The organism is Roseobacter sp., assembly GCF_024639605.1.
Taxonomy (GTDB): Bacteria; Pseudomonadota; Alphaproteobacteria; order Rhodobacterales; family Rhodobacteraceae; genus Roseobacter.
This window is the reverse complement of the sequence record NZ_JAHEHZ010000086.1, coordinates 1-15,232: the sequence shown is the minus strand read 5'-3', so window position 1 is coordinate 15,232 and position 15,232 is coordinate 1. Positions and strand designations below refer to the sequence as shown.

The 15,232-nt window shown below is 62.3% G+C and carries 12 protein-coding genes; 8 read left to right on the top strand and 4 right to left on the bottom strand.

Features of this window, described 5'->3' with window-relative positions:
• Nucleotides 1-1,604, top strand: a 1,604-nt coding sequence (locus Q0M35_RS12095) for an FAD-dependent oxidoreductase (protein ID WP_295315577.1), incomplete at its 5' end; no start/stop codon positions are given.
• A gap of 3 nt (nucleotides 1,605-1,607) precedes the next feature.
• On the top strand, nucleotides 1,608-1,802 hold the full coding sequence (locus tag Q0M35_RS12090) for a DUF2783 domain-containing protein (RefSeq protein WP_295315575.1): 195 nt from the start codon (nucleotides 1,608-1,610) through the stop codon (nucleotides 1,800-1,802).
• A 197-nt stretch (nucleotides 1,803-1,999) separates the two neighbouring features.
• Here Q0M35_RS12090 and Q0M35_RS12085 read toward each other — a convergent pair whose 3' ends face one another.
• Nucleotides 2,000-2,428 carry a MarR family winged helix-turn-helix transcriptional regulator gene (locus tag Q0M35_RS12085; RefSeq protein ID WP_295315573.1) on the bottom strand — a complete coding sequence of 143 codons (429 nt, stop codon included), beginning with the start codon at nucleotides 2,426-2,428 and terminating at the stop codon, nucleotides 2,000-2,002.
• 194 nt (nucleotides 2,429-2,622) lie between these two features.
• Here Q0M35_RS12085 and Q0M35_RS12080 point away from each other — a divergent pair, with 194 nt between their 5' ends.
• The 5 genes from Q0M35_RS12080 (at nucleotide 2,623) to Q0M35_RS12060 (ending at nucleotide 9,919) form a co-directional block, all read left to right on the top strand.
• Entirely contained in the window at nucleotides 2,623-4,548 is a 1,926-nt protein-coding gene (locus Q0M35_RS12080; protein WP_295315571.1) for an adenylate/guanylate cyclase domain-containing protein, read from the top strand.
• Complete coding sequence (locus Q0M35_RS12075) at nucleotides 4,548-5,240, top strand: DUF928 domain-containing protein (protein WP_295315569.1); 693 nt, start codon at nucleotides 4,548-4,550, stop codon at nucleotides 5,238-5,240. The genes Q0M35_RS12080 and Q0M35_RS12075 overlap by 1 nt, the downstream gene beginning before the upstream one ends.
• A gap of 39 nt (nucleotides 5,241-5,279) precedes the next feature.
• Entirely contained in the window at nucleotides 5,280-7,106 is a 1,827-nt protein-coding gene (locus Q0M35_RS12070; RefSeq protein WP_295315567.1) for a caspase family protein, read from the top strand.
• Nucleotides 7,107-7,339: 233 nt separating this feature from the next.
• Complete coding sequence (locus Q0M35_RS12065) at nucleotides 7,340-8,419, top strand: pyridoxal-phosphate dependent enzyme (RefSeq protein ID WP_295315565.1); 1,080 nt, start codon at nucleotides 7,340-7,342, stop codon at nucleotides 8,417-8,419.
• 105 nt (nucleotides 8,420-8,524) lie between these two features.
• The gene (locus Q0M35_RS12060) at nucleotides 8,525-9,919 is read left to right on the top strand and encodes a phosphomannomutase (protein ID WP_295315563.1); all 1,395 of its coding nucleotides are present in this window, start codon (nucleotides 8,525-8,527) and stop codon (nucleotides 9,917-9,919) included.
• A 13-nt stretch (nucleotides 9,920-9,932) separates the two neighbouring features.
• Here Q0M35_RS12060 and Q0M35_RS12055 read toward each other — a convergent pair whose 3' ends face one another.
• The 3 genes from Q0M35_RS12055 to katG form a co-directional block, all read right to left on the bottom strand.
• Entirely contained in the window at nucleotides 9,933-10,337 is a 405-nt protein-coding gene (locus tag Q0M35_RS12055; RefSeq protein ID WP_295315561.1) for a VanZ family protein, read from the bottom strand.
• A gap of 609 nt (nucleotides 10,338-10,946) precedes the next feature.
• Complete coding sequence (locus Q0M35_RS12050; protein WP_295315559.1) at nucleotides 10,947-12,083, bottom strand: lytic murein transglycosylase; 1,137 nt, start codon at nucleotides 12,081-12,083, stop codon at nucleotides 10,947-10,949.
• 276 nt (nucleotides 12,084-12,359) lie between these two features.
• Entirely contained in the window at nucleotides 12,360-14,540 is a 2,181-nt protein-coding gene (gene katG, locus Q0M35_RS12045; protein WP_295315557.1) for a catalase/peroxidase HPI, read from the bottom strand.
• Nucleotides 14,541-14,649: 109 nt separating this feature from the next.
• Between katG and Q0M35_RS12040 the strand changes: the two genes are divergently transcribed.
• On the top strand, nucleotides 14,650-15,232 hold a 583-nt coding region (locus tag Q0M35_RS12040), incomplete at its 3' end, for a LysR family transcriptional regulator (protein ID WP_295315555.1).

Below are 15,232 nucleotides of genomic sequence, written 5' to 3'. Positions count from 1 at the left end.
CGGCCTTTCGTCTTTATCCCTACGAAAAACGCCGCAGACCCGCCGCAGAACCGGAGCACCACCCGGTCGTGGTTGTGGGTGCCGGGCCGGTGGGCCTTGCAACCGCGCTGGATCTGGCGCGGCGCGGCACGCCTGTGCTGGTGCTGGACGCAGGCACAGGTCCGGGACAGGGCAGCCGGGCGATATGCTTTTCGCAACGAACCTTGCAGATTGCGCAGCGGCTCGGCGCGGCGGACGCGATGCTGGAAAAGGGTGTCGTCTGGAATGTCGGCAAGGTGTTCCACGGGCCGGACCGGATTTATGAATTCAACCTTCAGCCTGAAGAAGGGCACCGGCATCCGGCCTTCATCAATCTGCAGCAGCCGTATTTTGAGAAGTTTCTGATCGAAGCGATCCACCGGGCGCAGAAGAACGGCGCGCCCGTTGAGATCAGGGGCGCCAACAGGGTAACCGGCATATCGGTGCAGAAGGACGGCGTGTCTCTCAGCGTTGACACGCCGGACGGTGCGTATGACCTGCAGGCGAATTGGTGCCTCGCCTGCGACGGTGCGCGCTCAGCCCTGCGCGAAATGACCGGCGAGGGTTTTGAAGGGCGGGTCTTCGAGGATAACTTTCTGATCGCTGATGTACGCATGAAGGCTGATTTTCCGACCGAGCGCTGGTTCTGGTTTGAGCCGCCGTTTAAAGATGCGGGCCAGTCCGCGCTGCTGCACAAACAGCCCGATGACATCTGGCGGATCGATTTTCAGCTGGGCCGGGACATTGATCGCACAGCAGAGCTTGACCCGGCGCGCGTGCGCGCGCGGGTCGATGCCATGCTGGGTGAGGGGGTGAATTATGAGCTTGTCTGGACCTCGGTTTACAGATTTCAGTGCCGGCGCATGCGCAAATTCCGCCAGGGTCGGGTGGTTTTTGCCGGTGACGCGGCGCACCAGGTCTCTCCTTTCGGCGCACGGGGGGCCAATTCGGGTGTACAGGACGCGGAAAACCTTGCCTGGAAGCTGGATCTTGTAGTTCGGGGAGTGGCGCCGGAAAAACTGCTCGACAGCTACTGCGCCGAACGCGAATACGGGGCCGATGAAAACATCCTGAACTCAACGCGGTCCACGGATTTCCTGACCCCAAAAACACGGATGAGCCGGGTGTTCCGGGACGCGGTGCTGGATCTCGCACGCGCGCACAGCTTCGCCCGTCCGCTGGTTAATTCGGGGCGGCTCTCGCTGCCCTGCGTCTATGACGGCCTGGCGCTGAACGGCCCGGATGCGCTCGCAGGGCCGGCAAGGACCCGTCCCGGCGCACCCTGTCCTGACGCGCCGCTCGGTGAGGGGTTTCTGCTCGACCGGCTCTCAGACGACTTTACCCTGCTTGCCATCAATACGCGTGCTCCGGATCCGGGTGACCGTGCGGGGCTGGTCGTCGGCACCCTTGTTCTGGACACGCAAACCGATGATCCTTCAGGTGCGCTCCGGACGCGTTATCTGGGAGAAGCTGAGCAGGCCATATACCTGATCCGACCGGATCAGCATGTGACGGCACGCTGGCCTGCTGCGCGAACGGCGGATATTGCCAGCGCGCTGCGGCGCGCGATCGCCAGAGAGGACTGATTGGTGGCACTTAATCTCACCCCGAATATACCTGACCCCGACGGGTTTTATGATGAGCTGCTGGCGGCCCATGACGGCCTGACGGAGGATGAAAGTGATGCGCTGAACGCGCGGCTTATTCTGCTGCTGGCAAATCACATCGGCGACAGGGAAGTGCTGCGTACGGCGCTTGATGCCGCCCGCTCGGGCAAGCGCTGAGCACCGGGCCGCCCGGGCAGTTTAAGGTATCGCACGGGCGCCGGATCAAAGGTCTTACGCCGGGGTTGTTTCGCTCCGGGATATTGCGGCACAAATCAACACGGAACGCCATCCTGATCGGCGCATGGCCCCCCGTCAGCGTGGGCAGCAATCACCGGCCCCGTCTGACGCCACAGGGAGCAGGCCGCTTATCCGGTTCAGCCGGCGCTCTTTTCCAGTTTCACCAGCATGGCCCGCAGGCTTGAGACTTCCCCGGGTGACAGCACACTGGTGATGTCGCGTTCATACTGCTCAGCGGCGGCCTGCAGATCCCGGAAAACCCGATGTCCGGACGTCGTGAGCGACAAGGTCTCGACGCGCCGGTCCTGCGCGGAGGTGGTGCGTCTGAGATAGCGTTTTACTTCGAGCGCCCGCACAGCACGGCTCACTTTGGTCTTGTGGATCGAGGCCAGCCCGCAGATGCGCCCGGCTGTCATTTCGCCGTAACATCCCAGATGAAACAACACCCGCCACTCTGTGCGCAGCATGCCGTAGCGGTCGCGGTAGTAGCCCTGAAAATCCCGGCTGACAGCTTCTGCGGCCTGGTTGAGCAGATAGGGCAGAAACTGTGGCAGAACGAAAGACATGGCATCTCCTGAGGCAGGCTGTTTAATTGTTGCGGATGTAACTGACCGGCCCGGGTCTGTCTATCCTGCGCAGTACTGCGGGCGCCGGGATGGTATCGGGTAACGGGCACCAGCGGGAAAGGGTCGCTCCCGCAGAGCTCTGCGGCTAAGGTAGCGCTGCGCCCGACAGGCGCGAATACCGCCGGGTCCCGCCTATGCATAAACACATCCTGAGTCCGCTCCACGCCGCCCTGCTGATCCTCGCGGCGGGCTGTGCGGTTTTCGCGGTCATTGCCGGACTGCGCGCGGCAGGGGCTTTGCAGCGGATCGAACTGGTGCACTATGACCGGACAGTTGCGCGCCTGGCTAACACCGAACCCGCCGGCGATGTGGTCATTGTCGCGATCGGGGAAGAGGATCTGGCCCGCTGGGGCTGGCCTTTGCCCGATGAAAAACTGGCAGAGCTTCTTGAAGCGCTGAAAGGGGCAGGGGCCACAGCCATCGGGGTCGATATCTATCGCGACAACCCGGTGGCGCCCGGCAGCGCGGCGCTGACGCGGGCCTTTGATAACAGCAGATCGGTCTGGATCACGATGCTGGGTGCGTCGGGCGCCAATGCGATCCGGGGTCCTGCCTTTGCCGAAAGCGCCGACAGCACAGGATTTGCCGATGTGCCGGTCGATCCTGACGGTGTCGTGCGCCGCGCTCTGTTGCTGACCAGTGACGGCGCCGGGGTTTCGCTGTCCTTTGCGGCCCGGCTGGCTTTTCTGGCTGCAGGGCAGGCAGGGCTGAAATCTGCGCCTGATGATCCGTCGGTGCTTCTTTTCGGCGACACACCGGTGCCGCGGCTGCGTGACGGCTCCGGCAGCTACCGTGGCATCGATGACACCGGATATCAGATCGCGGTCGCCTGGCAGAACGGCCCGCCGGTGGCAAAGGTCATTTCCGCCGCAGACCTGTTGGACGGTCGCGCCGGTGCTGGGGATATTGCAGGCCGTGTCGTGGTTCTCGGGCTGACCAGCATCTCGATCAAGGATAATTTCCGCACCCCGCTGAACCGTCCGCCGCACCGGCCTTTTTCATATGGCGTCTCGGTGCATGCCGCTGTGGTCCAGCAACTGATCGACATCTCGGCGGGCAGACTTCGTCCGCTGCGCTCACCGCCACCGCCCCTGCACCTTGTGATGATCCTTACCGCCGCACTTGCCGGGGCGGGTGCGGGGTATTTCGCGCGGTCGCTGGCAGGCGGAATTTTCTTTGGTCCCGGTCTGGCTCTGGCAGTCGGCGCAGGCGCTTCGGCTGCTCTGGCGCACGGGCTCTGGCTGCCCGCGGTGCCGGTCGCCTTTGCCTGGTTTGCGGGCTTTCTGGTGGTTTTCACGATCATCAGTGTGCTGGCCCGCCAGCAGCGTCGCACCATCGCCACGCTTTTCTCCGATCATTTGTCGCCCGAGCTTTCAGCCCAGATCTGGCAGAGCCGCGATGTACTGCTGTCGGGTGGTAAACCTGTGCCCATGCGGCTTTACACCACCATCCTGTTTGCCGATCTGGCCGGCTCCACGACCGTGGGCGGCACGGCGGACCCAGAAGCTTTCATGACCTGGGCCAGCACGCTTCTGGATGAGATGAGCCGGATAACCCGCGCACAGGGCGGATTTGTCGAGAAGTTCACCGGCGACGGAATCCTTGTGGTCTTTGGTGCGCCGATGCCGTCAGAGGCGGCCGATGCCAGATCACGCGATGCCACCCGCGCCTGTCAGGCCGCCTCGGAGATTGCCCGCGCGGTGGAACGCTTCAACGCAGACCCCGGTCTGCTCGCCCCGTACCAGGTGCGGATCGGTCTGCACAGCGGCGAGGTTCTGAGCGGGACACTCGGGACAACCGGCAGCCTGCAGTATAACGTCATGGGAGATACCGTGAATATCGCCGCACGTATCGAGGCTTTCGGCAAAACGCTGAAAGATCGACAGCAAAGCTCTGTTGTCATATGTTTGAGCGAAACCACTGCAAAACTTTTACCGGAGCAGGAGGGCCTCCGCCCGGCCGGGCGTATGGTGCATGACGACGGTCAGAGCGCGTTTGAAATTTATGAACTGACGGGCTGCTCTTCCGCACATGGCGGCGCGCCGGAGGATCAAGGCTGATGGGACAGAACCGGCAACACGCTCTGATGTCTTCGGGGGTCGCGGCCCTGCTGGCTCTGGCCGTTCTTTTTGCATTCGCCGCGCGCGGTGAGGAACAGGCCAGCGGCACAGACCCCGCGCCAGGCGAAGTGATCTTCGTGCCCCCTGACGCCGGAGCCCCTGCCGACCGGGTGGGCGCAGGCACGCGCGATCTTGCCCGCGAGCGCGGCCCGCTGGTGTTGCTGGCCCCTGAGGGCGGCGGGCTGACCCGCTCTGCGCAGCCTGCCCTGGTCTGGTATCTGAGCGAGAATTTCAATGGCGCTGTGCAGGCGCAGATCGTCCCGGTGACCGGTGGCGGAACCGGCGTGGCCCGGATCAGCGAGGGCCCCCTGCGCGCAGGTTATTACGCCCTTGATCTTGCCCGGTCTCAGATGGTGCTGGAGCCCGGGCAGATTTATGAATGGAAGGTGCTGCTGCTGACGGGGCCGGACGGCGACGTGATCGCAGATGCGCGCACCTATGTGGAACGGCAGCCTGGTGAACTTCAGACGGGCGATGACCCTGCAGCCCTTGCCGCAGCCGGATTGTGGTTCGACGCGGTCGGGGCACTGGCGCGCATCGGCCTTTCGGGCAGGGTGCGGATTGAGCCCGGGCCGGGCTTTGCCGCGCTCGTGTCTTCCGCGGGCATACCGGGACTGCCTGAAACAGAATGATCAGAAGGGCGCCTGATGCGCCGGAAAAGGAGGATGCAGATGACAGGCAGGGCAGCAGGGGCCGGACAGACCGCATTGGCATATATCGCGTTAATTTTGCTCGCTGTGATCCTCAGCATGATGGCCGCTCCGGCGTCCGCGGCGGAGGGCAAACGCGTGGCTCTTGTGATCGGAAATGCGGATTATGAACATGTCTCGACGCTGACCAACCCTGCCAATGATGCCGCTGATCTTGCCCGCAAACTCACCGGTATCGGCTTTGAGGTCACCACCGGGCTTGATCTGGATTACACCGGAATGCGGCTTGCGGTGCGGGATTTCACAACGGCGGCTGTCGGTGCCGATGTTGTGCTGATTTATTTTGCCGGCCACGGGATCGAGATTGAAAACACCAATTATCTGATCCCGGTAAATGCCACCCTGAAAAGCGACCGGGATGTCGAATTCGAAGCCATCCGGCTGGATGCAGTGGTGAATGCGGTGTCAGATACCGGGGGCCTGAAGGTGATCCTCGTCGATGCCTGCCGGAACAATCCGTTTCTGTCACAAATGAGCCGTACCGGAGCCACGCGGTCCATCGGTAATGGTCTTGCGGCTATCGAGCCCGGGGGAGTTGTTGTCGGATATGCCGCGCGCGGTGGCACGCTTGCGCAGGACGGCGACGGGCGCAACAGCCCCTATGCCGCGGCGCTGCTGGAATATATCGACGAGCCCGGGCTGGAGCTTGGCAAGCTTTTCCGCAAGGTCCGCGACCGGGTTTACCGGACAACAGACGGGTTTCAGGAGCCTTTTACCTACGGCTCTTTGCCGGGCGAGGACATCTTTCTGGTGCCGCCGGTCGAAAAGGTGGCGATGCCGGCGCCCGCCCCGGTAAGCCGGGCTGCGGTGCCCGGGCAGGCGGCACCTGCCACTCCCTTCGAAGCGGCCGCGAAAGTGAACACGCTGCGAGGCTGGTCACTATATGCCCGCACCACCGACGAGCGCGCTTTCTCCGACCCGGCAGTGCTGGAGCACATCCGCGCGATGACCCCGGAGTGGATCGCTGCCGGAAATGAAAAGGTGATGGAGGAGTTCCTGCTGCCTGACAGAGAGGCGCGCCAGGCTTTTCAGGCAGCGCTGAACGAGGCGGGCGCAGACGTGGGGACACCGGATGGTGTCTTCGGCCCGAAAACCCGCGCGGGCATCCGCATGGTTCAGAGCGGCGCGGGCCTGCCGGAGACCGGTGTTGCCGGTCCGGCCGTGCTGGCGACACTGAACATCGCACTCGCAGAGGACCCGGGAGGGAGTTTTATCTCGGCTCCCTTTGCCACCCGTCACAACCCGGTCGCATTGCGTATGATCGGCGAGGACCCGCAGATCGCTGGTATTCTCGAATGTCTTGGGCTTCGCAAAAGCGTCTATGGTGTTTATGAAGGACGGCTCTACGTGGCCGTCATGCGGTCCGGCAGCGTTGCGGCAGCGCGCGAGGATGCGCAGAAATGCGGTCTTGATCTCGCCTCTGTCACTTCGGCGGCGGAAAACGCGTTCGTGGTGCGTATGTTCAGTTCTGATCCGGGTTTTGTCAGCATGGGTTATGACAGCAACACAAACACCAGCTATAAATCCGGCCCCTATTTCGGACTGCGCAAAGATCGCGGTGAGAACAATGCCGTGATCGGCTGGCGCTGGTTCAGCGGCGAGCCTGTGCGATATGAAAACTGGCTGCCTGGCAAGCCGGATCAGCGGCACGGGCGGGGCGATAAACACTATGCGCAGTATCAGTATGAGCGCCGGGGACGCGCCGATCTCAGTTCTGTGCGGGCCACACAGTGGTTTGACGGCGCCGGTATCCACGGGCACGCTGTTATTCTTGAGGGTGATTTCTGAACCCGTCGCCGGTGGGGCGCTGCTCTGCATCTTTCAGCGCTGTACCGCGTTCCCCGATCCGGGCTGCATTCTCTCACGCGGTGGCGACCCGCTTGCAGAGGGCAGTAATTTTACGGGCTGGCACGGGCCGGCTCATGCCATAGCCGTTCGCCCCCGACGCGCACCGGGTTGACTTGTCCCGCCATGCGCGGAACCATAGCGCTCTCTACACTCAGCCCCGGGGGATGCCAGCGATGACGGACAACTCAATTCGGACCACAGACGGACGCGGACGTCTTTATGACAGCGTGCTGGACACCATCGGCAACACGCCCGCGATCCGCATCAATAACCTCGCACCCGAGGGGGTCACGATCTACGTCAAAGCGGAATTCTTTAACCCGGGTGCATCGGTCAAAGACCGTCTGGCCGTCAATATCATTGAAGCCGCCGAGCGGTCCGGAAAGCTGAAACCCGGTCAGACGGTGGTCGAGGCCACAAGCGGCAACACCGGTATCGGCCTTGCCATGGTCTGCGCTCAGAAGGGCTATCCTCTGGTGGTGACCATGGCCGACAGCTTTTCGGTTGAGCGCCGGCGTCTGATGCGGATGCTGGGGGCGAAGGTCGTTCTGACTCCGCGCGCTGAAAAAGGCTTCGGCATGTACCGCAAAGCGGCAGAGCTTGCGGAGCAACACGGCTGGTTTCTCGCCCGGCAGTTCGAAACAGAGGCTAATGCGAATATTCACGCAGCCACAACAGCGCGTGAGGTGATGAGTGATTTTGACGGGCATAAACTCGATTACCTGGTCACCGGATATGGCACCGGCGGCACGGTCACCGGCCTTGGACGGGTGCTGCGAAAAGAGCGGCCTGACGTAAAGATCATCCTTACGGAACCTGCCAACGCCCAGCTTGTCGGCAGCGGTCAGGCACAGGCGCGCACCGCTGAACACGCCCCTGCATCAAGCCATCCGGCATTTGAACCGCATCCCATCCAGGGCTGGACACCTGATTTCATCCCTGCCGTGTTGCAGGAAGCCATTGATGGCGGTCTCTACGATGATCTGATCCCGGTGGCAGGTGCCGATGGGATCCACTGGGCCCGTGAACTGGCGGGCAAGGAAGGGATTTTCACGGGTATATCCGGCGGCTCGACCTTTGCGGTGTCGCAGAAAGTTGCTGAAACCGCTCCTGAGGGCTCGGTGATCCTGTGCATGTTGCCTGACACCGGCGAGCGCTATCTCTCGACACCGCTTTTTGAGGGTATTGCCGAGGATATGAACGAAGATGAGATAAAAATCTCGCAATCGACACCCGGGTACCAGATGGGCTGACGGAGCCTGGCGGCGGCACCATGAAGAACGCGGGCCGCAGTAACGCGTTTGCCGGTGCGGGCCGGTCGCCGGATCAGACCATCAGAGCGGAATACAGGAAAGAGCATGCCACCAAAATTCGGTACAAGTGGCCTGCGCGGCCTGGTGACAGAGCTGACCGCGGGGCTTGTGGGCGACTATACGGCGGCATTTCTCGCGGCTTGCGATACCGGTGGCGTGATCTGCATCGGTCGTGATCTGAGGCCCTCTTCACCGCAGATCTCACAGGACGTGGCCCGGGCGGCCGTGGCCTGCGGGGTTACAGTCATTGACTGCGGTGCAGTGCCAACCCCGGCGCTGGCCCTGGCGGCACAGGCGCGCGGGGCAGGGGCAGTCATGATTACCGGCAGCCACATCCCGGCTGACCGCAACGGGATTAAGTTTTATTCCCGCGACGGTGAAATTTCCAAATCAGACGAGACAGCGATCAACGCACATCTCGGCGCGGTGCACACTGCTGTCGCACCCGGGTCTGTGGAAACCGATGACGGGGCGGGCACACGGTTTGCAGAGCGGTACCTGAGTGCCTGCGGTAAGGACGCGCTCAAAGGAATGAAGATCGGACACTACACGCATTCCTCAGTCGGGCGCGATCTGATCAGTCGGGTGCTCAGAGGGCTGGGTGCAGAAGTTGTGGAACTGGGTCGCTCGGAAAGCTTCATCCCTGTTGATACCGAAGCAGTGGCGCCGGATGTGCGCGATATGATCCGCAACTGGTCAACCGAACACGCGCTGGATGCGCTGGTTTCGTCGGACGGCGATGCGGACCGGCCGTTGCTGGCAGATGAGACGGGGGCGATTGTGCCAGGCGATATTCTGGGGCAGATCGTGGCAGAAGCACTGAGGGCGGAAACTGTCGTCACCCCGGTCTCTTCCAACAGCGGCGTGTCGCGCAAAGGCTTTGGCAAGGTCATCCGCACGAAGATCGGGTCTCCTTACGTGATCGCGGCCATGCAGGAGGTCACGGACAAGGTTGCCGGATACGAGGCGAACGGTGGCTTTTTGCTGGGTTATACCGCTGAGGGCCGGGCCGGGCCCATTGCGCCGCTGATGACGCGCGACTGCGTTCTGCCGCTTGTTACAGGGCTCATCGCGGCGCGCGGCGGCACGCTTTCGCAACGGGTGGCACAGGAGCCGCCGGTGACTGCCGTGGCCGATCGTCTGCAGGATGTACCACAGGCTTTTTCAGCCTCGTTTGTCGACGCCCTGGCCGGGCAGGAGACCGCGCGCGCGGAATTCCTGCGTTCTCTGGGCGCGCGGGAGGCCGCACTTGATCTCACCGATGGGGTGCGGATCACGCTGACGGACGGCTGTGTGGTGCATGTGCGCCCGTCGGGCAATGCGCCCGAACTGCGGCTGTATGTCGAAGCTGAAAACAGCACAGCCGCGCAAAAACTGCTGGAAAGCGGGCTGGCGGAAATCTCGCGCAGGCATTCCAGATGGGCGAAGAACGCGGGCTAGACGCCGGCAAGGCTCACCCGTCGCGTGCAAGTCTGCGGCGCGCAGCGGGACGGATCAGATACTCGTTGATTACCATGCCCAGAGCCAGGCCCAGCAACGCGCCGAATGCATCCGCATAAACATCGGCAAGCTCTCCGGAGCGACCGACATGCGGTTGAATGAGCTCGATGGCAACGCCATAGAGCAGGGCCAGGGGCGCCACCCACCGGCAGGCGCGGCGATAGATCAGCGCGGCGGGAAAGGTCAGCGCGGCAAAGGCGACCATATGCCAGAACTTGTCCGATACCGGCATACCTTGTGGCATGTTCACCGGCGTCAGCGTGACAAATCCGATCAGCATACCCACGGCGAGCGTGGTGCCAAGAGCAAGAATACGCCGCTGACGGACATAGGGAAAGGAAGCGTCTTCACGAGGCATATGCAGCCGGATGTCCTGTTTTGTCGGTGAGGTGGTCTTACCGGACAGAGGCCCGGTGTCAAAGCTCTTGCTCAAGCGGGCAGATACTGCGCCTGTCCGCGACGGCTGCCAGCAGGATTTCCGTGCGTGCAACCGCGTCCGGGCGCCTCACCGGGGTGATATCCTCGGCAGGGCGGGGCTAGGATGACGGCCTTTGTCGCACGCCAGGCGATGTCAGCGCCTGAGGATGCCTTATGTATCGGGCACATCTGTCGCAGTGCCGCAGGAGAAAACCGTTCAGAGAAAATTCCCACATGACATGCCGTGATCGCTTTACACCCGGTTTGACACACGTAAGCCGGGAATTGTTGCGGCAAAGTGAGTCTCCCCCGCAACAGTTAACGCCATTCAGTCGAAAACTGATAAGGACGAGAATGATAATGACCGGAGCGGCCGGAATTCCGGTACTCTGCCGCCAAGAACTCTCCAAAGGTTCCCGTACATACGAGTACCGGAAATCCGGTTCTGGTTTATCTCCCGGCCGGCGACCACTGCGCTGTTTCTACTCTCCCTCAGCGCTGGTCGGCCGGGCCTTTTACCCCGCGAACGTCCCGAAATCGTTGTCAGGCATCAGTTCAGACGCTGCAGAAGGTCCTGCGAGGGGTCGCCTGTCACCGGCAGCCCCTGACCGGACTGGTATGCGCTGATCGCCTTGCGCGTGTTCGGCCCGATCACACCGTCTGTTCCTCCGGTGTCATAGCCGCGCCTGCTCAGCCCCTCCTGCAGAGCGATGCGGTCATTTTTTGTCAGACCATCAGCATCCGGCGGAAAGGCGGTGCGCAAAGGGCCCGCGCCTCCGATCCGGTCCGCCAGGTGGCCGACCCCGATCGCATAGGCGTCAGAGTTGTTGTAGCGCTTGATCACGCGGAAATTGGACGTGGTCGCAAACCGTGGCCCGCCCGGTTGCGGCTGCAGGGTGCCTCCGGAGGCACCGGGTGCGACTTCCCGACCCCAGCTTTGTCCCCTGGTCCAGCCGTTCCGCGCCAGATAGGCAGCCGCTGATGCCAGCGCATCTGACGGATCGTCCGACCAGATATCACGTCGCCCGTCGCCGGTAAAATCGACGGCAAAAGCCTGATAAGAGGTCGGGATAAACTGCGTGTGCCCCATGGCGCCTGCCCAGCTGCCGGTCAAGCGATCTGCGCTGATATCGCCGTTCTGCAGAATACGGAGGGCAGCAATCAGTTGTTTTTCAAAAAATGCGCCGCGCCGCCCGTCAAACGCAAGCGTCGATGTGGCCGAAATGACCGGCACGCTGCCCCGGCGCGCGCCGTAAAAGCTTTCAAGCCCCCAGATCGCCGTGACGATTTCCGCATCAACGCCGTACTGGTTTTCGATGGCGTTCAGAACACCGCGATGGCGGCTGAGAGCGGCGCGGCCCTGGCTGACGCGTTCGTCCGAAACGGCGATCGAAAGATAGTCTTCGAGGCTGCGTTTGAACTCTGTCTGGTTGCGGTCCCGGGTCACCACGCCGGGCAGGTACCCTGCGCCGCGAAATCCTGCCGCAAGGACCTGATCAGAGATCCCCTGCTGCGCAGCCCTCGTGCGGAACGAGGCGACCCAGGCGTCATAATTACTGTTGGCGGCAGGCAGAAGATCAGACGCGGTGCTATCTGATGCGCCGGAACTTCCGCTGATGCCTCCGGCACAGGCCGAGAGGCTCAGGGCGGCCCCGGCTAACCCGAAATGGCGACGTGTCAGCAACATGAAATCTCCTTCGGCGGGGGTGTCAGATGTCATGATTGCCGGATGCCGTTGGCCGGGGCAACGCAATTCGCCGCACTTTCGGGTGCCGGGTGAGCACCGGGCAATAAAACGCCAACAACCGGCGGAGATGTGGGGGAGCGGCTGGCGACAATGGTTCGGGTGTCCGGAGATTGATGGGACCGGGTGCCGCCCCGCCGGCGTGAACCGTTACGACACCGATGCCGGTCGGTTCCGGAGCGGAGTGTCCGGGCAGCAGCGCTGCCCGGACGGATGGTTTTATGCGACCAGGTCGAAACGGTCGGCGTTCATCACTTTGGTCCAGGCTGCGATGAAGTCGCGCACGAATTTGCCCGCATTGTCATCCTGTGCATAGACCTCGGCATAGGCGCGCAGGATCGAGTTGGACCCGAACACCAGATCGGCGCTCGTTGCGGTGAAGCGCACCTCACCGGTCTTGCGACCTTTAACCTCATAATGGTTGCCCGCGTCGACCGGCGACCATGTGTTGGCCATATCCGTCAGATTGACGAAGAAGTCGTTGGTCAGCTGGCCTTCACGGTCGGTGAAAACACCGTGCTTTGAGCCACCATAGTTGGTGCCCAGAACCCGCATGCCGCCGAGCAGCACAGTCATTTCGGCAGCCGTCAGCGCAAGAAGCTGTGCCCGGTCGAGCATCATGGCTTCGGGGCTGATACCGTAATCGTCCTTCTGCCAGTTGCGGAAACCGTCCGCGAAGGGCTCCAGCACACCGAAGCTGTCGGTGTCGGTCTGCTCATCCGTCGCGTCACCGCGGCCCGGCGCGAAAGGCACTGTCGCATCATGACCGGCGGCTTTTGCTGCCTGCTCAATGCCGACATTGCCCGCCAGAACGATCACGTCAGCAACCGATGCACCCGAGGAGGCCGCAATCGGCTCAAGTGTGGACAGCACCCGCGCCAGCCGCTCAGGCTCGTTGCCTTCCCAGTCTTTTTGCGGGGCCAGACGGATGCGCGCACCATTGGCACCACCGCGTTTGTCCGAACCGCGGAAGGTCCGCGCGCTGTCCCATGCGGTGGCGATCATGTCGGCGGCACTCAGGCCACTGGCTGCAATCTGCGCCTTGACGGCGTCAACGTCATAGGACGTGCTGCCAGCCGGGATCGGATCCTGCCAGATCAGGTCTTCGGCGGGCACATCAGGGCCGTAATAATTGGCTTTGGGGCCCATATCGCGATGCGTGAGCTTGAACCAGGCGCGCGCGAAGGTATCGGCGAAATACTCAGGATCCGCGCGGAATTTCTGGCAAATCGCATTGTATATCGGGTCAACCTTCATCGCCATATCCGCATCCGTCATCATCGGGTTCTTGCGCTTTGACGGATCAGAGGCGTCGACGGGCTTTTCATCTTCGGGCATGTTGACGGGCTGCCACTGGTTGGCGCCGGCGGGGGATTTTGTGAGTTCCCACTCATAGCCGAAGAGATAGTCAAAATAGCCCATGTCCCACTGCGTCGGGTGCTTGGTCCAGGCGCCTTCGATGCCGGAGGTGAAAGCATTGGATGCCACGCCGCCGTGGCCGGGGTTGGCCCAGCCGAAGCCCTGCGCGTGCACCCCTTCGGATTCGGGCTCGCCGCCGATCTGGTCGAACGCGCCGCCACCGTGGGCCTTACCCACAGTATGACCACCACAGGTCAGCGCTGCGGTCTCTTCGTCGTCCATCGCCATCCGTGCGAATGTCTCGCGCACATGCAGCGCTGTGCGCGCGGGGTCAGGCTGTCCGTTCACACCCTCGGGGTTCACATAGATCAGGCCCATATGCACGGCGGCCAGCGGGTTATACATCGTGCCCGGATCGTCCAGATCACCATAGCGGTCTTCGGATTTCGCCAGCCACTCGGTCTCCGAGCCCCAGAAGACGTCCTTTTCCGGCCCCCAGATATCTTCGCGGCCAAAACTGAAGCCAAACGTCTTAAGACCCATCGATTCGTAGGCCATATTGCCGGCGAGGATGATCAGATCGGCCCAGCTCAGCGCATTGCCGTACTTCTTCTTCACGGGCCAGAGCAGACGGCGCGCTTTGTCGAGGCTGGCGTTATCCGGCCAGGAGTTGAGCGGTGCAAAACGGATGTTGCCAGAGCCTGCGCCGCCACGACCGTCGCCCATGCGGTAGGTGCCGGCAGAGTGCCACGCCAGCCGGATCATCAGGCCGCCGTAGTGACCCCAGTCCGCCGGCCACCAGTCCTGGCTTTCAGTCATCAATGCTTTAACGTCGGCCTTTACACCCTCGTAATCAAGCGATTTCACGGCCTCACGGTGGTTATAATCCACGTCCATCGGGTTGGTGCGGGCGCCATGCTGATGCAGGATGTCGAGGTTGAGCGCATCAGGCCACCACTTGGTCACGCTGTCATTGGCGCCAGTGTTACCGCCGTGCATTACGGGGCAGCCGGCACCGGGGCTCACATTACTTCCGTCCATCAGAAGATCTCCTGTTCATGAGTGGTATATGCAGTTCTGTTTCGGGTTTTAGAACGGTTTAAACATAAGTACCAATTTGAAATTCAAAAAACAGTGATAAGTATGGCAAATGATAGGACTCACTCTCAAACATATCCGCTATTTCGAAGCGCTGGCGGCGCACGGGCACTTCGGCCGGGCTGCGGTGGCGTGCAATATATCGCAACCTGCGCTCTCGTTGCAGGTCAAAGAGCTGGAGACACTGATCGGTGCGCCACTGGTGGAACGCAATGCCAGACAAATGCGGCTGACAGCACTGGGTGAGGATTTTCTGGCGCGGGCGCGTGAGATCATTGTCCGGGTGGATGAGATTGAAAATCTGGCCCGCTCCTCTGCGGGGCCACTGTCCGGCAGGTTGCGGATCGGGGTTATACCGACCGTCGCACCCTATCTGCTCTCCGGTGTGATCCGGGCGCTGTCGGAGCGGTTTCCCGGCCTCGATCTGCAGCCCAGAGAGGCGGTGACGCAGTCGCTGGTGGACAGCCTGCTCTCCGCACATCTTGATGTGGCGCTGGTTGCTCTGCCAGTGTCTGAGCCTGCGCTGCGGGAGTTTGCACTCTTTGACGAAGATTTCCTGCTGGTGCGTCCGGCCTCCGAGGCGGAGACGCCGGTGCCGGGGGTCTCAAGCCTCAAGCAGATGCGTCTGCTGCTGC